This window comes from Streptomyces sp. NPDC001514 (assembly GCF_053597075.1).
Genome location: NZ_JBSFHO010000012.1, coordinates 78165 through 95589, shown reverse-complemented (window position 1 = coordinate 95589; position 17425 = coordinate 78165). Strand labels below are relative to the sequence as shown.

Sequence of the window (17425 nt, the reverse complement as noted above, 5' to 3'; positions counted from 1 at the left end):
CTGTGGCCAGGGAGCCGCCCCGCCGGGGTGCCCCTTGTCCCCGCGGGGTGCGGCTCAGTCCTGGTCGCTCACGTGCTCGACGCGGATCGGGTCGCCCGAGCGCACTGTCGCCAGCACGCGCGGGTCCCCGTCGATCCGGCCCAGGATGTTGCACGGGCTCGCGAGGCGCGATTCGTCGCCGCGCGAGATGGGCGTCGGTCCGTACGGCAGTGCCAGCGCGTCGCCCTCGGTCCAGAACGCGACCGTGCCCGGGTCCACCACCTGCCGGGCGTCCGCTTCGAGCGCGGGGGAGACCGGGGTCTCGAAGTAGACCTCTTCGCCCCAGGTGTGGGCGGTGGACGAGATCGGGAGAGCCCCCGCGAGCGCCTTGCTCGTGGGGGTTTCCTCAAGGGTCGCCGTGAGCTGTCCGGCGGGCCAGGAGATTCGGATCCTCATTCCTCAGATTCAACAATATGTTGAAGAAGACGGGAAGAGTGACCGGCGGGTAACCGTAAGAGGGACCCCGCTCGTCAGTACGGATTTCGTATGAGCCATAATGCTTGTGAATGTGAACGCGTTCACAAGCGCGCCCTGAACCTCCTGGAATGGGGTGGATCTACGGGGCAAAGTGCCGGGACGCGCCGATGTAGTACGCCGATGTGACCACGCCGAGGTAAGGAGAGCCGACGTGGACCTAGCTCTGGCGCCAGAGACTCTGGCGCGCTGGCAGTTCGGCATCACCACCGTCTACCACTTCCTCTTCGTCCCCCTGACGATCTCGCTGGCCGCGCTCACAGCCGGACTGCAGACGGCATGGGTGCGCACAGAGAACGAGAAGTACCTCAGGGCGACCAAGTTCTGGGGCAAGCTCTTTCTGATCAACATCGCGATGGGTGTGGTCACCGGCATCGTGCAGGAGTTCCAGTTCGGCATGAACTGGTCCGACTACTCGCGCTTCGTCGGCGACGTGTTCGGAGCCCCGCTCGCGTTCGAGGCGCTGATCGCCTTCTTCTTCGAGTCCACCTTCATCGGCCTGTGGATCTTCGGCTGGGACAAGCTTCCGAAGAAGATCCATCTCGCCTGCATCTGGATGGTCTCCATCGGCACCATCCTCTCCGCGTACTTCATCCTGGCGGCCAACTCCTGGATGCAGCACCCCGTCGGCTACCGGATCAACAAGGAGAACGGACGGGCCGAGCTCACCGACTTCTGGATCGTGCTGACCCAGAACACCACGCTCACCCAGGTCTTCCACACCCTGTCCGCGGCCTTCCTCGTGGGTGGCGCGTTCATGGTCGGCATCGCCGCCTTCCACCTGGTGCGCAAGAAGCACGTCCCGGTGATGAAGAGCTCGCTGCGCCTGGGGCTGGTCACCGTCGTCGTCGCGGGTCTGCTGACCGCGATCAGTGGTGACTTCCTCGGCAAGGTCATGTACGAGCAGCAGCCGATGAAGATGGCCGCGGCCGAGGCGCTCTGGGAGGGCGAGCAGCCGGCGCCGTTCTCCGTCTTCGCCTACGGGGACGTGGACAAGGGGCACAACAAGGTCGCGATCGAGATACCCGGTCTGCTGTCCTTCCTGGCCCACAGCGACTTCACGTCGCACGTGCCCGGTATCAACGACACCAACGAGGCCTTGCAGGAGAAGTTCGGGCCCGGCGACTACCGGCCCAACATCGCCGTGGCGTACTGGGGATTCCGCTGGATGATCGGCTTCGGCATGACGTCCTTCGCCATCGGCCTGGCCGGACTCTGGCTGACACGCAAGAAGTTCCTGCTGCCGCCGGCGCTTCGGGTCGGTGAGGACGAGGTGCCGCATGTGGTCCTCTTCAGGAAGCCGCTCGGCCCGAAGCTCACGAAGCTGTACTGGCTGACCGCGATCTGGACGCTGGGCTTCCCGCTGATCGCCAGCTCCTGGGGTTGGATCTTCACCGAGATGGGGCGGCAGCCCTGGGTCGTGTACGGGGTGCTCCAGACCCGTGACGCGGTCTCCCCCGGTGTCTCGCAGGGCGAAGTGCTCACCTCGATGATCGTCTTCACGGCGCTCTACGCGGTGCTCGCCGTGATCGAGGTCAAGCTGCTCGTGAAGTACGTCAAGGCCGGGCCTCCCGAGCTCACGGAGTCCGACCTCAACCCACCCACCAGGATCGGCGGCGACGACCGTGACGCCGACCGGCCTATGGCTTTCTCCTACTGAGACCGAGGACTGGGAGCTGAGGCATGGAACTCCACGACGTCTGGTTCGTACTCATCGCCGTCCTGTGGACCGGCTACTTCTTTCTCGAGGGCTTCGACTTCGGCGTCGGCGTCCTGACGAAGCTGCTCGCCCGTGACCGGGCCGAGAAGCGCGTCCTCATCAACACCATCGGTCCCGTCTGGGACGGAAACGAGGTATGGCTGCTCACAGCGGGCGGTGCGACGTTCGCCGCGTTCCCCGAGTGGTACGCCACGCTCTTCTCCGGCTTCTATCTGCCGCTGCTGATCATCCTGGTGTGTCTGATCGTGCGCGGTGTCGCCTTCGAGTACCGCGCGAAGCGGCCGGAGGAGAGCTGGCAGCGCAACTGGGAGACGGCGATCTTCTGGACCTCCCTGGTGCCCGCAGTGCTGTGGGGTGTGGCCTTCGGGAACATCGTGCGCGGCGTCAAGATCGATGCGGAGATGGAGTACGTCGGCACCTTCGGCGATCTGCTGAATCCGTACGCGATTCTCGGCGGGCTGGTGACGCTGTTCCTGTTCACCTTCCATGGGACGGTGTTCGCCGCCCTGAAGACGGTCGGGGACATTCGGGAGCGGGCACGGAAGCTGGCACTGACGCTGGGGCTGATCACGGCTGTGCTGGCGCTCGTCTTTCTGGGCTGGACCCAGGCGGACAAGGGCGACGGGACCAGCTTGGTCGCGATGGTCGTCGCGGTGGTGGCGCTGGTCGGGGCGATCGGTGCGAATCAGACGGGGCGCGAGGGGTGGTCGTTCGCGCTGTCCGGTGTGACGATCGCGGCTGTGGTCGCGATGCTCTTCCTGACCCTCTTCCCGAACGTCATGCCGTCGTCGCTCAATGAAGAGTGGAGCCTGACGGTGACCAACGCCTCGTCGAGCCCGTACACGCTGAAGATCATGACGTGGTGTGCGGCGGTCGCGACGCCCGTGGTGATGCTGTACCAGGGGTGGACGTACTGGGTGTTCCGGAAGCGGATCGGCACGCAGCACATCGCTGATTCGCACTGAGCTCTCCGTGTCCGCCGAGCCGCCGCCATGAAGTAGGGGATGTTTCACGTGAAACCCGTCGACCCGCGTCTGCTCCGGTACGCCCGGGCCACCCGCTTCTTCATGGCGGCTGTGGTGGTCCTCGGCCTTGCCGGGGCGGCGCTGGTCGTTGCCCAGGCGATGCTCATCGCCGAGGTGGTGGTGGGGGCGTTCCAGCGAGGGCTGGACGCCTCCGGGCTGTGGACGCCGCTGGTGCTGCTGGCCGCGGTCGCGGTGGGGCGCGGGCTGGTGTCGTGGCTGACCGAGCTGGCGGCGCACCGGGCGAGCGCGGCGGTCAAGAGTGAGCTGCGGATGCGGCTGCTGGAGCGGGCGGCGAAGCTCGGCCCGGGGTGGCTGAGCAGGCAGCGCACCGGGTCGCTCGTCGCGTTGGCCACGCGTGGAGTGGACGCTCTCGACGACTACTTCGCGCGCTATCTGCCGCAACTGGGGCTCGCCGTGGTGGTTCCGGTGGCGGTTCTGGCAAGGATCGTCACCGACGACTGGGTGTCGGCGGCGGTCATCGTGGTGACCCTGCCGCTGATCCCGATCTTCATGGTGCTGATCGGCTGGGCCACGGAAGCCCGGATGAACCGTCAGTGGAAGCTGCTGTCACGGCTGTCCGGGCACTTTCTGGACGTGGTCGCGGGGCTGCCGACGCTGAAGGTGTTCGGCCGGGCGAAGGCGCAGGCCGAGTCGATCCGGAGGATCACATCCGAGTACCGGCGGGCGACGCTGAAGACTCTGCGGATCGCGTTTCTGTCGTCGTTCGCGCTGGAGCTGCTGTCGACCCTGTCGGTGGCACTGGTGGCCGTGGGCATCGGCATGCGGCTCGTCCACGGTGAGCTCGACCTCTATACCGGGCTGGTGGTGCTGATCCTCGCGCCCGAGGCGTATCTGCCGATCCGGCAGGTGGGGACGCAGTATCACGCGGCGGCGGAGGGGCTGTCGGCGGCGGAGGAGATCTTCGCGGTGCTGGAGAGCCCCGTGCGTGGCGGGGGTGCGGGGGAGCCGGCCTCGGTGCGGCTGGAGCTGTCCGGGGTGACGGTCCGTCGTGCGGGGCGGGGCGAGCCGTCGTTGGACTCGGCGTCGCTGGTGGTGGAGCCGGGCGAGGTGGTTGCCCTGGTGGGGCCCAGCGGAGTCGGGAAGTCGACGCTGCTGGATGTGGTGCTGGGGTTCATCCCGCCGGACGAGGGCCGGGTGCGGGTGGGCGGCGCGGACCTGGAGACCCTGGACCTGGAGCGGTGGCGGGAATCGATCGCGTGGGTGCCGCAGCGGCCGTACCTCTTCGCGGGAACGATCGCCGAGAATGTGCGGCTCGCGCGGCCGGACGCGGATGACGCCCAGGTCATGGCAGCGCTGCGGGACGCCGGGGCGTACGACTTCGTGGCCGGGCTGGCGCGGGGTGTGGACACGATCCTGGGCGAGGACGGCACGGGGCTGTCGGCCGGACAGCGGCAACGGCTGGCGCTGGCCCGGGCGTTCCTCGCCGACCGGCCGTTGCTGCTGCTCGACGAACCGACGGCGGCGCTGGACGGCGAGACCGAGGCGGGGATCGTGGAGGCGATCCGGCGACTGTCGGCAGGGCGGACGGTGCTGCTGGTCGTCCACCGGCCCGCGCTGCTGGGCCTCGCGGACCGGGTCGTCGAGCTTCGGCCATCGGGGGCGGTGCGTTCCGGGTCGGTGGATGTCGCGGCGGTGGGTTCCCCCACGCCCTCCGGGCTTCCGCAGCCGTTGCCAGCGCCCGTGCGGGACGGAGTCGTGGATGGGCCGGCTGTGGCCGGCCGTGTGCGCCCCGATGGTGGGGAGAGCGCGGGAGCCGAGACCCTGCCGCAGGGGCGGCAGGCCGGGGTGCTGGCCCGGGTACGGGGGATGGCCGGAAGGCTGCGCGGGCAGCTCGTTCTCGGCCTGGTGCTCGGGAGCCTGGCGCTGGGATCCGCCGTGGGGCTCATGGCGGTGTCCGGATGGCTCATCTCGCGGGCGTCGGAGCAGCCGCCGGTGCTGTATCTGATGGTGGCGGTGACGGCGACGCGGGCGTTCGGGATCGGGCGGGCCGTGTTCCGGTACGCGGAGCGGCTGGTGTCGCACGACGCCGTGTTGTCGATGCTCGCCGATCTGCGGGTCGGGGTGTACCGGCGGCTGGAGAGGATCGCGCCGGCCGGGCTGGGCCGGGCTCGGCGGGGCGATCTGCTGTCGCGGCTCGTCGCCGATGTCGACGCGCTGCAGGACTACTGGCTGCGGTGGTTGCTGCCCGCGGGCGTCGCGGTCGTTGTCGGGAGCGGGGCCGTCGGGTTCACGGCGTGGCTGCTGCCCGAGGCCGGTGCCGTGCTGGCCGTCGGGCTGCTCGTCGCCGGGGTGGCCGTGCCGATGGTCAGCGGCGCCTGCGCGCGGCGGGCCGAGCGCAGGCTCGCGCCGGCGCGCGGTGTGCTGGCCACGCGGGTCGTCGATCTGCTCCGGGGTACGGCCGAGCTGACCGTCGCCGGGGCGCTGAAGGACCGGATCGCCGCGGTGCGGGAAGCGGACCGCACACTCACCCGGATCGCGTCGCGCGCCGCGTCCGCCACCGCGCTCGGCGGCGGGCTCTCCGCCGTGGCCTGCGGGCTCACCGTCGCGTTCGCCGCGTACGCGGGTGTCATGGCCGTGCACACGGGCCGGATCGAGGGCGTCGAGCTCGCGGTCGTCGTACTGACCCCGCTCGCCGCGTTCGAGGCGGTCATCGGGCTTCCGCTCGCCGTGCAGTACCGGCAGCAGGTCAGGCGCAGTGCCGAGCGGGTCTTCGAGGTGCTCGACGCCCCGGCGCCGGTGCACGAGCCCCTGGACCCGGCACCCGCACCCGCGTCCGCGTTCCCGCTGGAGGTCCGCGGGCTCACGGCCCGCCACGGGGGACAGGGCCGCGACGCACTCACCGGTTTCGATCTGAGCCTCACCGAGGGCAGGCGGATCGCGGTCGTCGGTGCATCCGGTTCCGGCAAGACCACACTCGCCCAGGTGCTGTTGCGCTTCCTGGACGCGCGGGAAGGCACGTACACCCTGGGCGGGACGGACGCGGCCGCGCTGGACGGGGACACGGTCCGGCGGTTCGTCGGGCTCTGCGCCCAGGATGCCCACATCTTCGACAGCACCATCCGCGAGAACGTCAGGCTCGCCCGCACCGATGCCTCCGAGGACGAACTGCGCGCGGCACTCGCCGGTGCCCGGCTGCTGGAGTGGGCCGACAGCCTCCCCCAAGGCCTGGACACCCTCGTCGGCGAGTACGGCGCCCAACTCTCCGGCGGCCAGCGCCAGCGCCTCGCCCTCGCCCGCGCACTCCTCGCCGACTTCCCCGTACTGCTCCTCGACGAACCGGCCGAGCACCTCGACCTGGCCACGGCGGACGCGCTCACCGCCGATCTGCTGGAGGCGACACAGGGGCGTACGACGGTGTTGATCACCCATCGGCTGCGCGGTCTCGACGCGGTGGACGAAGTGCTCGTCCTGGACGACGGCCGGACGGTACAGCGCGGCCCGTACGCGGAGCTGGCGCAGACGGAGGGGCCGCTGCGCCGGATGCTGGAGAGGGAACGCGCCGGTGATCTGCTGGACAGCCGACTCCGAGAGCCGACTTTCCATGTCAAATAGGGCTTATTAGTCTCAAGGGCATGACAGCCCCCGAGATGAGGGACCCCGTGGGTTCCGTGGGCCCCGCGGAGTCTGCGGAGCCCGCGGAACCGGCGGAACCCGTGGGGCCCGCGGAGCCCACGGGCATCGAAGCCGCCGCTCAGGCGACCCGCAGTCTCCAGGGCCTGTCCGCCGAGCTCACCGCACGCGTCCCCCAGCTGCTCGAAGCGATGCGCTCCATCGGCGCCGGCCTGGAGCTGCGCTCCACCCTCGACCGGATCTGCGCGACCGCAGCGGAGCTCGGGGACGCCCGCTATTCCGCCGTCGGCGTCGTCGACAAGGAGGGCCGGGGCCTGTCCGACTTCGTGACGTACGGCGTCCCCGAGGGCGTGGCACGGCGGATCGGGCATCCGCCCGACGGGGACAAGGGGCTCCTCGGCGCGCTGATACATCATCCCGAGGCCATCCGGCTCGCCGATCTGACGAAGGACCCGCGCTATGCCGGATTCCCGCCGGGCCATCCGCCGATGCGGACGTTCCTCGGGGTACCGATCCAGGTCCGGGGCGAGATTTTCGGCAATCTCTATCTGGCGGAGAAGCGTGGTGGGGCCGAGTTCAGCGAATACGACGTGCACATGGTGCGGGTCCTCGCGACCGAGGCGGGCATAGCGATCGGCAACGCCCGGCTCTACGAGGCTGCGCGGCAGCGCGAGCGCTGGATCGACGGCTCGGTCGCCGTCACCACCGCCCTGCTCGCCGGCGGTGACGCGGACGACGCTCTCGCCGTCGTCGCGGAGCAGGCGCGCAAGCTCGCCGACTCGGCCGCGGGGATCGTGCTGCTCCCGGCCGAGGACGGTGGTCTGGAGATTGTCGCCGTCTCCCCGCCCCAGCCCTCCATGGATCTCGGCGCGGTCGTGCCGGCCGAGAGCCCGGCCGTCGAGTCGCTGCTCGCGGGTGAGGCGGTGTTCGTCGCGGACGCCGCCACCGATCCGCGCATGCTCACTCGGCTGGTGAGCGACTACGGGCCGGTCATGCTCCTCCCGCTGCACAGCGGCGGCAGGGTGCTCGGCGCGCTGGCCACCCCGAGGGCGCGGGGAGCACGCCAGTTCACCGAGGCCGAACGCACCCTGGCCACGCAGTTCGCCTCGCAGGCCGCTGTGGCGCTGATGATGGCCGAGGCGCAGCGCGACCGGGAGCGGCTCGCCGTGTACGAGGACCGCGACCGTATCGCCCGCGACCTCCACGACCTCGTGATCCAGCGGCTGTTCGCCACCGGGATGATGCTGGAGAGCGCGCAGCGGCAGTCGCTCGTGCCCGCCGTGCAGGAGGGCGTCGGCAAGGCGGTCGACGAACTGGACGTGACCATCCAGGAGATCCGTACGGCCATCTTCGCGCTGCAGCAGGGGCCGGCGGAGGCGCCGTCCGGGCTGCGTACGCGCGTACTGAGGGAGATCAACATGGCGGCCGTGCCGCTGGGATTCAAGCCCTCGCACCGCTTCGTCGGGCCGGTCGACTCGGTGGTCGGGGAGCTGACGGGCAAGAACCTGATCGCGGCGCTGCGGGAGGCGCTGTCCAACGCCTTCCGGCATGCGGAGGCGACCCGTATCGAGGTAGTCGTCGACGCGACCGTACGACTGGGTGACCGTGGCGCGGGCGCCGGGACAGGTTCAGGCGCAGCCGGCGTGCGGCTGTCGGTCGCGGATGACGGTGTGGGGATTCCGGAGGGCGGGCGGCGCAGCGGGCTGCGCAACCTCCAGCGGCGTGCCGAGTCGCTCGGCGGTTCGAGCTGGTGCGAGCCGGGGATCGCGGAGGGCGGCGGGGGTACGACGGTGATCTGGGAAGCGCCGCTCGAGCCGCGCGCGGTGACGGCCGCGGACCGCGATTCGCTGGACGCCTGACAGGCTCCCGCGTCCTGGACCGGGCACTGGACGGGGGCTTCGCGGGGACTGCGCGGGGCTGCACAGGGACTGGGCCGGTTGGCGGTACGACACCGTCTATATGTCGCACATGGGGCAAATCGGATGTGACGATCCGAGAATGGGTCACCAACACCGCGACTGGCAACGGATTCTGATGGTGTCGTTGCTGTGCCTGCTGCCGGCCCTTTTCGCGCCACCGGCGAGCGCCAACGACGGGCCAACCGCAAGTGCCGAGGTTGCCCGGCTGTTCGAGGAGGCGGCGAAGGCCACGCAGTCGTATCAGCGAGGTCTGCACGCCGCGGAGATCGAACGGGCCCGCACCGAGCGGCTCCAATGGCGGCTGGCCGAGCGGCGTCGTGAACTCGACGAGATACACGACAAGATCGGCGAGGTGGCCCGCGCCCAGTACCGCACCGGCGGCAACCTCGCGCTCACCGCAAGGCTGCTGCTCGCCGACGACCCCGCTGTGATGATGCGCGGATGGGAGCTGGCCTGGAAGGCGGAGCTGGCGGTGAACCGGCTGCTGGACCAGGCCAGACATGCCGAGCGCCGAGCCAGTCAGGCCGAACAGCAGGCCCGCGCCGCCTGGCTCGACCTCCAAGCACGCACAGAGCGGCTGGCGTGGCTCAAGCAGAACATCGAGACGAAGCTCGAGTCGGCGCAATGGACTCTGCAGGGCGAGGCCAACCGCAGTGCGGCCGCGGGTCAGTGCGCCGGAGCGGTACGGCTCGATCAGCCGCCGCTGCCGGAAGGGCCGAACTGGGTGGCGCCCGTGGAGCACTACACGCTGTCGGCAGGATTCGACAGCGCGGGCGGACACTGGGCACACCGGCACACAGGGCAGGACTTCGCCGTCCCGATCGGTACGCCGGTGCGGTCGATCGGTGCCGGCCGGGTGGTCTCCGTGTCCTGCGGCGGTGGTTTCGGCATCCAGGTCGTCGTCGAGCACTCCAACGGCTGGTACTCGCAGTACGCGCACCTCGCCGCGATCACCGTCGACCAGGGGGAATGGGTGCGTACCGGCCAGTGGGTCGGGCAGGCGGGCACCACCGGCAACTCGACCGGCCCGCACCTGCACTTCGAGGTGCGGCTCACGCCGTATCTGGGGTCGGGGGTGGATCCGGTGCCCTGGATGCGCGAGCGCGGAGTCTGGCTGTAGCGGCGGGCGGGACCTGCGTCCGCCCTGCGTCGTTCGTCGTGCGCCGCGGCTTACGCCCGGCGTGCGGCCTACGCCCGGCGTGCGGCCAGGATCTGCTCGATGACGACCGCGACGCCGTCCTCGTTGTTCGCGACGGTCCGGCCGGAGGCGGCGGTGATGACGTCCGGGTGGGCGTTGCCCATCGCGTAGGACGTGCCGGCCCAGGTCAGCATCTCCACGTCGTTGGGCATGTCCCCGAACGCGACGACCTCGTCCGCCGAGATCCCGCGCTCCGCACAGCACAGCGCGAGCGTGGAGGCCTTGGAGACGCCCAGACCGCTGATCTCCAGCAGCGCGGTCGGGCTGGAGCGGGTGAAGGAGGCCAGGTCACCCGCGGCCGTACGGGCCAGGGTGAGGAAGCCGTCCGGGGTCAGCTGCGCGTGCTGGGCGAGCAGCTTGAGCACGGGCGCGTCGGAGTCCGGGCCGTCCTCGTGGAGCAGCTTCTCGGCGGTGGCGACGGTGGCGCCCGGGTCGAGATGGAACGGCGGGTAGTCCGGCTCGTAGTGGATCCCCGTGCTCAGCTCGACCGCGAACGACGTCCCGGGCGCCGCGTCGCGCAGCGTCCTGACCACGTCGAGCGCGGTCTTCCGCTCCAGCGGGCGGGCCTCGAGCAGTTTGCCGCCGGCGTGGAGGTCGACGACCGCCGCGCCGTTGGCGCAGATCGCCAGGCCGTGACCGTGGACGTGGTCGCTCACGACGTCCATCCACCGGGCCGGGCGGCCGGTGACGAAGAAGACCTCGATACCGGCCTCTTCGGCGGCCGCGAGCGCCGCGATGGTGCGGTCCGAGACGGACTTGTCGTCGCGCAGCAGGGTGCCGTCGAGGTCGGTGGCGATCAGCCGGACGGTGGCGGGGAGCGGCAGAGGATCGTTAGCTGAGGTCACCCACGCATTCTCCCGCACCAGGCGCACGGCCGTGCAGGGGGGTGCACATTTGAGTGCACGCCCCCTAACGCGGAGTAGTCGCGACGCTCTCCGGGCCTCCGGCTCAGCGCAGCTGTGCCAGGGCCTCCGTCGCGATCCGCTCGAAGACCGCCTGGTCAGCTGCGAAGACCGAGTCCGCGACGGGCCAGTGGACGACGATCTCGGTGAATCCGAGCTCCGCGTGCCGGCCCGCGAAGTCGACGAAGGCGTCGAGGGACTCCAGCGGACGGCCCGGCCGGGGCGCGGTGACGGCCGGGTTGAAGTCGGGGGTGAAGCCGGTGAGCAGGATCTTGTCGAGCTCGGCCGCGTCCCGCCCGGCCTCGGCGCAGGCCTTGCCCAGTTTGGTGAGCTGCCCCGCGACGGCCTCGACCGACTGCTCAGGGTTACCCGTCTCGTACAGCTTCGGGTCGCCCGTCGTCACCCAAGCCTGCCCGTACTGCGCGGCGAGCTTCAGCCCGCGGGGGCCGGTGGCGGCGACGGCGAAGGGAAGCCGCGGGCGCTGGACGCAGCCGGGGACGTTCCGCGCTTCGGACGCGGAGTAGAAGCGGCCTTCGTACGTCGCCCCGGCCGGCTCGCGGAGCAGCTTGTCCAGCAGGGGTACGAACTCACCGAACCGGTCCGCGCGCTCGCGCGGTGTCCAGGGCTCCTCGTCGCTCTTCAGCAGGGTCGTCGCGTCGAAGCCGTTGCCCCCCGCGCCGATGCCGAGGGTGATGCGGCCGCCGGAGATGTCGTCGAGGGTGATCAGTTCCTTGGCCAGGGTGACCGGGTGCCGGAAGTTCGGCGAGGTCACGAGGGTGCCCAGGCGTAGCCGGTCCGTGGCCGCGGCGGCGGCGGTCAGGGTGGGGACGGCACCGAACCACGGTCCGTCGCGGAAGGTCCGCCAGGCGAGGTGGTCGTACGTGTACGCGGCGTGGAAACCGAGCTCCTCGGCACGCTGCCAGAGCGCCCGGCCTCCCTCGTTCCAGCGGTGCACGGGAAGGATCACGGTGCTGAGGCGCAGAGGAGACGTCATGCCCTCCAGCGTACGGGGGGCCTGTCGGTGCCCTGTTCAGCTGCAGGGAAGGCGCAGGTCAGTGCGGGAGGCCGGGAGAAAGCCGCAGGTCAGCGGGGAAGGTCGAGAGGACCGCGGGTCAGCCGGGGAAGCGCAGGAACTCCGGGGGGACCCCGTCCGTGAGCCAGACCCCGTTGGCGCTGACGTGGAACACATGGCCGGCGCGGTGCATCGCGCCCGCGTCCACCGAGAGGACGACCGGGCGGCCCCGGCGGGCGCCGACGCGGGTCGCGGTCTCACGGTCGGGGGAGAGGTGGACATGGTGGCGGGCCATGGGGCGCAGGCCCTCCGCGCGGATGACGTCCAGGCTGCGGGCGACCGTGCCGTGGTAGAGGTACGCGGGCGGCTCGGCGACCGGCAGATCGAGGTCGACCTCGACGGTGTGGCCCTGATTGGCGCGGATCCGGGCGCCGTCGATCGTGAAGCGCCGCTTGTCGTTGACGGCGACGACGTGGTCCAGCTCGGCCCGGGTGAAGGGGAAGCCGTGCGCGGCAGCAGCCCGCATCAGCTCGTCGATCGCGACCCAGCCGTTCGCATCCAGGGTGATGCCGATCCGCTCGGGCTGATGTCTCAGATGCTTCGAGAGGTACTTCGACACCTTGACGGTGCGCTTCTCGTTCATGCTGCCCACGCCACTCATGTCAGCTTCGCCGTCTTCGGTCACGTCTGTTTTGTCCATGCCGTCAGAGTGCCCGTGGCGTCAGCGCGGCGCCACGCGATTTTCATCCGGACGAAAGTACTCCACATGTTTGATCCACAGCCAAGTTCGTTATCCACAAGGGGAATTGACGCTCCTGTGGACAATCACCGTTCGACTCAAGGTATTTGATCAACTTCAAACCTTTCCTTGGTGCTTGCCGTAAGTGCGTCCAATGTCCGTGCATGCAACTCGCGTTCGGTCGCTGCCGTGATGAATGCCTCTGCGTTCTCCGGTCCAACGAGCTGATGCACGGCCCGGATCGTCGCAGCGGGCAGTGCCACCGATCGTGGCTCGTCGTCGTGCTCCAGCGGTGCCGCGCCCAGATGGTGCTGCAGATGCCGGGTCGCGAACAGCTGCATCGCCCTGGCGAGTTCGGCATCGACCGTCTGCTGTGCGAGCGGCCGCAGCCGCCGCACCATCGACGCCGCCTCCGCCGCGTCCGCTTCGGTCGGCGGCTGATGTCCGAGATAGCGGGCGAAGACATGCTCGGTGGTGAACTCCAGGAAACGGGAGGCTATGTGCTCGACCTGTCCGCGAAGTTCCCGCAGATGACCGGAGATTGCCAGCAGTGGTACACCCGCCGCGTACAACTCGGCGGCCACTGCGAGTTCCTGGGGACTCGGCACCAGGAACTCGTCGGCCCGGCCCGGGATGCGCACCAGTACGCCGAGCTCCACCGCCTCGGCGACGGCCTCCTCGTCCGGCTTTCCCCCGAAGGTCTCGTCCAGCTCCGCGCGGGTGATCCGGGCGGCTTCCTCGTCGGTCCAGGGACCCTGGACCTCGGCGACCAGGCCGAGCACCCCACCGAGTCCGCGCCCCGCATCCCAGGCCTCCAGCAGTTCCTTGATGGACGCCAGTGTGTACCCCCGGTCGAGGAGGTCGGCGATCTGCCGCAGCCGGGCCAGATGGGTGTCCCCGTACACATTGGCCCGGCCGCGCCGCTCCGGCTTGGGAAGCAGTCCGCGGTCCTGGTAGGCGCGGATCGTCCGGACCGTGGCCCCGCTGTGATGGGCCAGATCCTCGATCCGGTACTCGGCTGCCGGCTCCCCGGACACGATCACTCCCTACTGCCCCATGGCGGCGCGTCCCACCGCTCCCGCCGCCGCACGGGCCGCAGGCGATGCGGCGAGATACTCGACCGCCTTGCGAAGCGACCCTTCCTGCGAGGGATGGTACGACCGCCGGAAGTATCGGGGTATTGCGGCGCCTATCTCCCGCCAGCCGGGCAGCAGGCCCTTCGCCACCGCCCTGTTGTGCTCGCGCAGCGAGTACCGCAGTCGCCCCGCGAGCCGGGGGTCGTGGCGGATCAGATACGACGCGCCCCACACCCACAGCCACAGCAGCACGGGGGCGGTGACCACCATGCCCTCGATGCGCCGGGCATAGCGCGGCAGCCCGCTGCCGCCGCAGTGCTGGTACATGTCGAAGGCGACCGCGCGGTGCTCGACCTCCTCCGCGCCGTGCCAGCGGAGCAGGTCCAGCATGATCGCGTCGGAGCCGGCCCGGTCCAGTGCCTCCGCGTGCAGCACCCAATTCCCCAGGACCGCCGTGAACTGCTCGATCGCGGCGATCACGGAGAGCCGGAAGCGCAGCCACTCCTGGGCCGGTACCGGGACACCGAACGGCGGCTCCTCACCGAGGAGTTGCTCGAAGAGGAAGTCCACATGGCGCGTGTACGCCGTGGTGTCCAGCCGCTGCTCGGCCAGATGGTCCAGGACGTACGCATGCTGCACGCTGTGTGTGGCCTCCTGGCCCATGAAGCCCTTGACGTCACCGAGCAGCATCGGGTCGCGGACCAGCGGCAGGGCCTCCTTGAAGACCTTGACGAACCACCGCTCACCGGCCGGCAGCAGCAGGTGCAGCACATTGATGACATGGGTGGCGGTCGGCTCGTCCGGGATCCAGTGCAGCGGAGTCCCGCGCCAGTCGAACGACACCCTTCGCGGCGCGATCACATGCTGGTCGCTCACAGCGGCGGCTCCCATCGGGCTATCACGCGCAGGGCCCTGGGGGTGAACCGGGACATGAGGTGGGCGCCGCGGGCCTCCGGGGTCACGGGCACCACCGCCTGGTTCTTCACGACCGCCCGCAGGACCGCGTCGGCGACCTTCTCCGGCGGATAGTTGCGCAGTCCGTACAGCCGGGAGGACTTCTTCTGCCGGCGCTTCTCCTCCTCGGCGGAGACACCCGTGAAGCGCGCGGTCGCCGTGATGTTCGTGTTCACCAGGCCCGGGCAGATCGCCGAGACCCCGATGCCCTGCTCGGCCAGCTCCGCCCGCAGGCATTCGCTGAGCATCAGCACCGCGGCCTTCGACGTCGAGTAGGCCGGCAGGGCCTTGGAGGGCTGGTACGCGGCGGCCGACGCGGTGTTGACGATGTGGCCGCCCTGGCCGCGCCGGGCCATCTGCCTGCCGAAGATCCGGCAGCCGTGGATGACCCCCCACAGATTGACGTCGAGGACCTTGCGCCAGTCCTCGCTCGTGGTGTCGAGGAACGAGCCGGAGAGACCGATCCCCGCATTGTTGACCAGCACGTCCACGATGCCGTACTCGGCGGCGACCTTCCCGGCGAGCTTCTCCATCGCCTCCTCGTCGGACACGTCCACCGCCTCGCCCCAGGCCGCGGGCGCGCCGATCAGCCGGGCCATCTCCGCGGTCCTGGCCGCCCCCTCCGCGTCCAGGTCCACGGCGACGACCCGCGCACCCGCCTCCGCGAAGGCGAAGGCCGTGGCCCGCCCGATACCGCTGGCCGCACCCGTCACCAGCACCAGCTGCCCGCCGAACCGGTCCGCGTACCGGCCGGGTGCCGCGCTCGCCGGGGCCGGCCGGCCCTCCTCGGTCGCCGTCACGAACTCCGTGATCCACACCGCCAGTTGGTCCGGACGGGTGCGCGGTACCCAGTGCTTGGCGGGCAGCGTGCGGCGCACCAGCTGGGGCGCCCACCGGCCCAGGTCGTCGTAGAGCCGCTCGGACAGGAAGGCGTCGTCGGTAGGGGTGATCAGCTGGACCGGTGCGTGGGCGTACGCGTCGGAACGCGGGCGGCGCAGCCGGGCGCGCACATTGTCGCGGTAGAGCCAGGCGCCGTGCGCCGCGTCGGACGGCAGCGACGGGGTCGGGTAGTCACCGCCGGGCACCTTCTCGACCCGCTGGAGGATCTTCGGCCACTGCTTGCCGAGCGGTCCGCGCCAGGCCAGCTCGGGCAGCACGGGCGTGTGCAGCATGTACACGTACCAGGACTTGGCGCCCTGGCCGAGGAGCTGGCCGACACGGCGCGGGGTGGGCCGGGTCATGCGCTGCTTGATCCAGTGCCCGAAGTGGTCGAGCGACGGCCCGGACATCGAGGTGAACGAGGCGATCCGGCCCTCGGTCCGCTTCACCGTGACGAACTCCCAGGACTGCACGGACCCCCAGTCGTGCCCGACCAGATGCACCGGCCGGTCCGGACTGACGGCGTCGGCGACCGCCAGGAAGTCGTCCGTCAGCTTCTCCAGGGTGAACCCGCCGCGCAGCGGCACCGGCGCCGTCGAGCGGCCGTGCCCCCGGACGTCGTACAGCACGACATGGAAGCGCTCGGCCAGCCGGGCCGCCACCTCGGACCACACCTCCTTGCTGTCCGGATAGCCGTGCACCAGCAGCACCGTCGGCTGTGTCTCGTCACCGAGCTCCGCGACGCACAGCTTGATCCCGCCCGTGCGCACCCATCGCTCGCGCGCGCCCTCGATCCCCACGCTCACGTCGCTCAAGAGTCCTCCTCGGCCCAGCGCCGCACGTGCGGCAGATCGTCATCCAGCCAGAACGCGCTCTGCTCCGGGTCCTTCGAGTCCGTGACCACCAGGATCTCCTCGAACTTCGCGCCCGTCCCCCGGAAGCCCAGGTGCGGCTCGACCGCCCACAGTCCCGGCTGCGGCGGGTGGTCGGAGAACCTGTACGGCGACCACAGCGGCGACCAGCCGTCGCGGTGGCCGTGCAGCGCGTCGCTCGCGAGCCCCTTCAGCGACTGGGTGCCGAAGCCGAACAGGGTCGGCGACCACCGGCGCTCCCTGACCCGGTCGACCTTGTGGGCGATGACCCCGAAGGGATACGCCCTGTGCCGGTTGGCGTAGCCCTGCCGGACCATCAGCCGGTCCACGTCCTCGTAGATCTCGCGCAGCGAGTGGCGCTCACGCACCTCGCGCAGGATCAGCTCGCGGTGCGCCCGCAGGTCGGCGAGCAGCTTGTCGTGCACGGGGTGGGGCCCCAGGCAGCCCGAATAGCCGATGTCGGCCGTGAAGCCCTTGTGGACAGGAGCCATGTCGAGGATGAAGGGCATCCCCGCCTCCAGCCTCCGATCGGTCGGGAAGAACTGCAGCGGTATCCGGAAGCCGACGAAGGCCGTGCGGTCCCCGAACCAGGCGAAGGGGAGGTGGAACCAGTCGCGCACCCCGCGCTCGCGCAGCCACTCCCGCTGCATCCGCGCCGCCTCGCGCTCGGTCACGCCGGGCCTGAGCTGGGCCGCGACCGCTTCCGCGCATTCGTACGCCAGGCGCTGCACCTCCCGGAACCCTTGCAGATCCGCCTCGCGCCCCGTCGTCACTGCTGAGGTCTTGCCGGCCATGCCACCGTCCGTCCCTCGTCATGTGCGGTCCGTGCTCGTAACTTGACACTGATGAATGTGACAATGCCTGGCGGCTGCGTCAAGGGCCGTGCACAGACCTGTGGACAACTCCTGTCGAGTCCTCCTTCGGCGTGGCCCCCCTACGGGTCCGTACGCCTGGAGTCGGATGCGGAACCAGCCGCCAGGGTTGACGCCGCCTGTGGTCTGCGCCACTACCTTCGAAGCGTGACT

13 protein-coding genes are annotated in these 17425 nt (G+C 70.2%); 5 read left to right on the top strand and 8 right to left on the bottom strand.

Translation table 11 applies throughout. From position 1 onward, the window contains the following. Positions 1-54: 54 nt before the first annotated feature. On the bottom strand, positions 55-435 hold the full coding sequence (locus ACWCXB_RS15320; RefSeq protein ID WP_450722922.1) for a cyclophilin-like fold protein: 381 nt from the start codon (positions 433-435) through the stop codon (positions 55-57). A 232-nt stretch (positions 436-667) separates the two neighbouring features. Between ACWCXB_RS15320 and ACWCXB_RS15315 the strand changes: the two genes are divergently transcribed. From ACWCXB_RS15315 to ACWCXB_RS15295, 5 genes are all read left to right on the top strand, one after another. Beyond that, positions 668-2173: a cytochrome ubiquinol oxidase subunit I gene (locus ACWCXB_RS15315; protein WP_450722920.1), complete on the top strand. Its 1506-nt coding sequence runs from the start codon at positions 668-670 to the stop codon at positions 2171-2173. Between the two features lie 23 nt (positions 2174-2196). Beyond that, a complete protein-coding gene (cydB, locus tag ACWCXB_RS15310) occupies positions 2197-3198 on the top strand; it encodes a cytochrome d ubiquinol oxidase subunit II (RefSeq protein ID WP_450722918.1) in 1002 nt (333 codons plus the stop codon). 48 nt (positions 3199-3246) lie between these two features. Continuing rightward, positions 3247-6831: a thiol reductant ABC exporter subunit CydD gene (cydD, locus tag ACWCXB_RS15305; protein WP_450722916.1), complete on the top strand. Its 3585-nt coding sequence runs from the start codon at positions 3247-3249 to the stop codon at positions 6829-6831. 20 nt (positions 6832-6851) lie between these two features. Beyond that, complete coding sequence (locus ACWCXB_RS15300; RefSeq protein WP_450722914.1) at positions 6852-8708, top strand: sensor histidine kinase; 1857 nt, start codon at positions 6852-6854, stop codon at positions 8706-8708. A gap of 139 nt (positions 8709-8847) precedes the next feature. Beyond that, positions 8848-9888 (top strand): M23 family metallopeptidase, encoded by a 1041-nt coding sequence (locus ACWCXB_RS15295; protein WP_450722912.1) that lies wholly within the window; start codon positions 8848-8850, stop codon positions 9886-9888. Positions 9889-9956: 68 nt separating this feature from the next. On the opposite strand, the gene ACWCXB_RS15290 is transcribed toward ACWCXB_RS15295, so the two are convergent. The 7 genes from ACWCXB_RS15290 to ACWCXB_RS15260 form a co-directional block, all read right to left on the bottom strand. After that, entirely contained in the window at positions 9957-10811 is an 855-nt protein-coding gene (locus tag ACWCXB_RS15290) for a Cof-type HAD-IIB family hydrolase (RefSeq protein WP_450722910.1), read from the bottom strand. A 103-nt stretch (positions 10812-10914) separates the two neighbouring features. Beyond that, entirely contained in the window at positions 10915-11862 is a 948-nt protein-coding gene (locus ACWCXB_RS15285; RefSeq protein ID WP_450722908.1) for an LLM class flavin-dependent oxidoreductase, read from the bottom strand. A 118-nt stretch (positions 11863-11980) separates the two neighbouring features. Beyond that, positions 11981-12523, bottom strand: coding sequence for an RNA 2'-phosphotransferase (locus tag ACWCXB_RS15280; protein WP_450723091.1), 543 nt, complete (start codon positions 12521-12523; stop codon positions 11981-11983). A 194-nt stretch (positions 12524-12717) separates the two neighbouring features. Beyond that, on the bottom strand, positions 12718-13656 hold the full coding sequence (locus ACWCXB_RS15275) for a MerR family transcriptional regulator (RefSeq protein WP_450722906.1): 939 nt from the start codon (positions 13654-13656) through the stop codon (positions 12718-12720). Positions 13657-13665: 9 nt separating this feature from the next. After that, entirely contained in the window at positions 13666-14586 is a 921-nt protein-coding gene (locus ACWCXB_RS15270) for a metal-dependent hydrolase (RefSeq protein WP_450722904.1), read from the bottom strand. Further along, positions 14568-16328: an SDR family oxidoreductase gene (locus ACWCXB_RS15265; RefSeq protein ID WP_450723089.1), complete on the bottom strand. Its 1761-nt coding sequence runs from the start codon at positions 16326-16328 to the stop codon at positions 14568-14570. The genes ACWCXB_RS15270 and ACWCXB_RS15265 overlap by 19 nt, the downstream gene beginning before the upstream one ends. Before the next feature lie 11 nt (positions 16329-16339). Then, positions 16340-17194, bottom strand: coding sequence for a M24 family metallopeptidase (locus tag ACWCXB_RS15260; RefSeq protein ID WP_450722902.1), 855 nt, complete (start codon positions 17192-17194; stop codon positions 16340-16342). Positions 17195-17425 lie beyond the last annotated feature (231 nt).

Coding starts and splice junctions, on each gene's coding strand:
- ACWCXB_RS15295 (WP_450722912.1), top strand. CDS start 8,848: ATGGGTCACCAACACCGCGACTGGCAACGGATTCTGATGGTGTCGTTG.
- ACWCXB_RS15270 (WP_450722904.1), bottom strand. CDS start 14,586: ATGGGAGCCGCCGCTGTGAGCGACCAGCATGTGATCGCGCCGCGAAGG.
- cydB (WP_450722918.1), top strand. CDS start 2,197: ATGGAACTCCACGACGTCTGGTTCGTACTCATCGCCGTCCTGTGGACC.
- ACWCXB_RS15300 (WP_450722914.1), top strand. CDS start 6,852: ATGACAGCCCCCGAGATGAGGGACCCCGTGGGTTCCGTGGGCCCCGCG.
- ACWCXB_RS15260 (WP_450722902.1), bottom strand. CDS start 17,194: ATGGCCGGCAAGACCTCAGCAGTGACGACGGGGCGCGAGGCGGATCTG.
- ACWCXB_RS15280 (WP_450723091.1), bottom strand. CDS start 12,523: ATGAACGAGAAGCGCACCGTCAAGGTGTCGAAGTACCTCTCGAAGCAT.
- ACWCXB_RS15320 (WP_450722922.1), bottom strand. CDS start 435: ATGAGGATCCGAATCTCCTGGCCCGCCGGACAGCTCACGGCGACCCTT.
- ACWCXB_RS15285 (WP_450722908.1), bottom strand. CDS start 11,862: ATGACGTCTCCTCTGCGCCTCAGCACCGTGATCCTTCCCGTGCACCGC.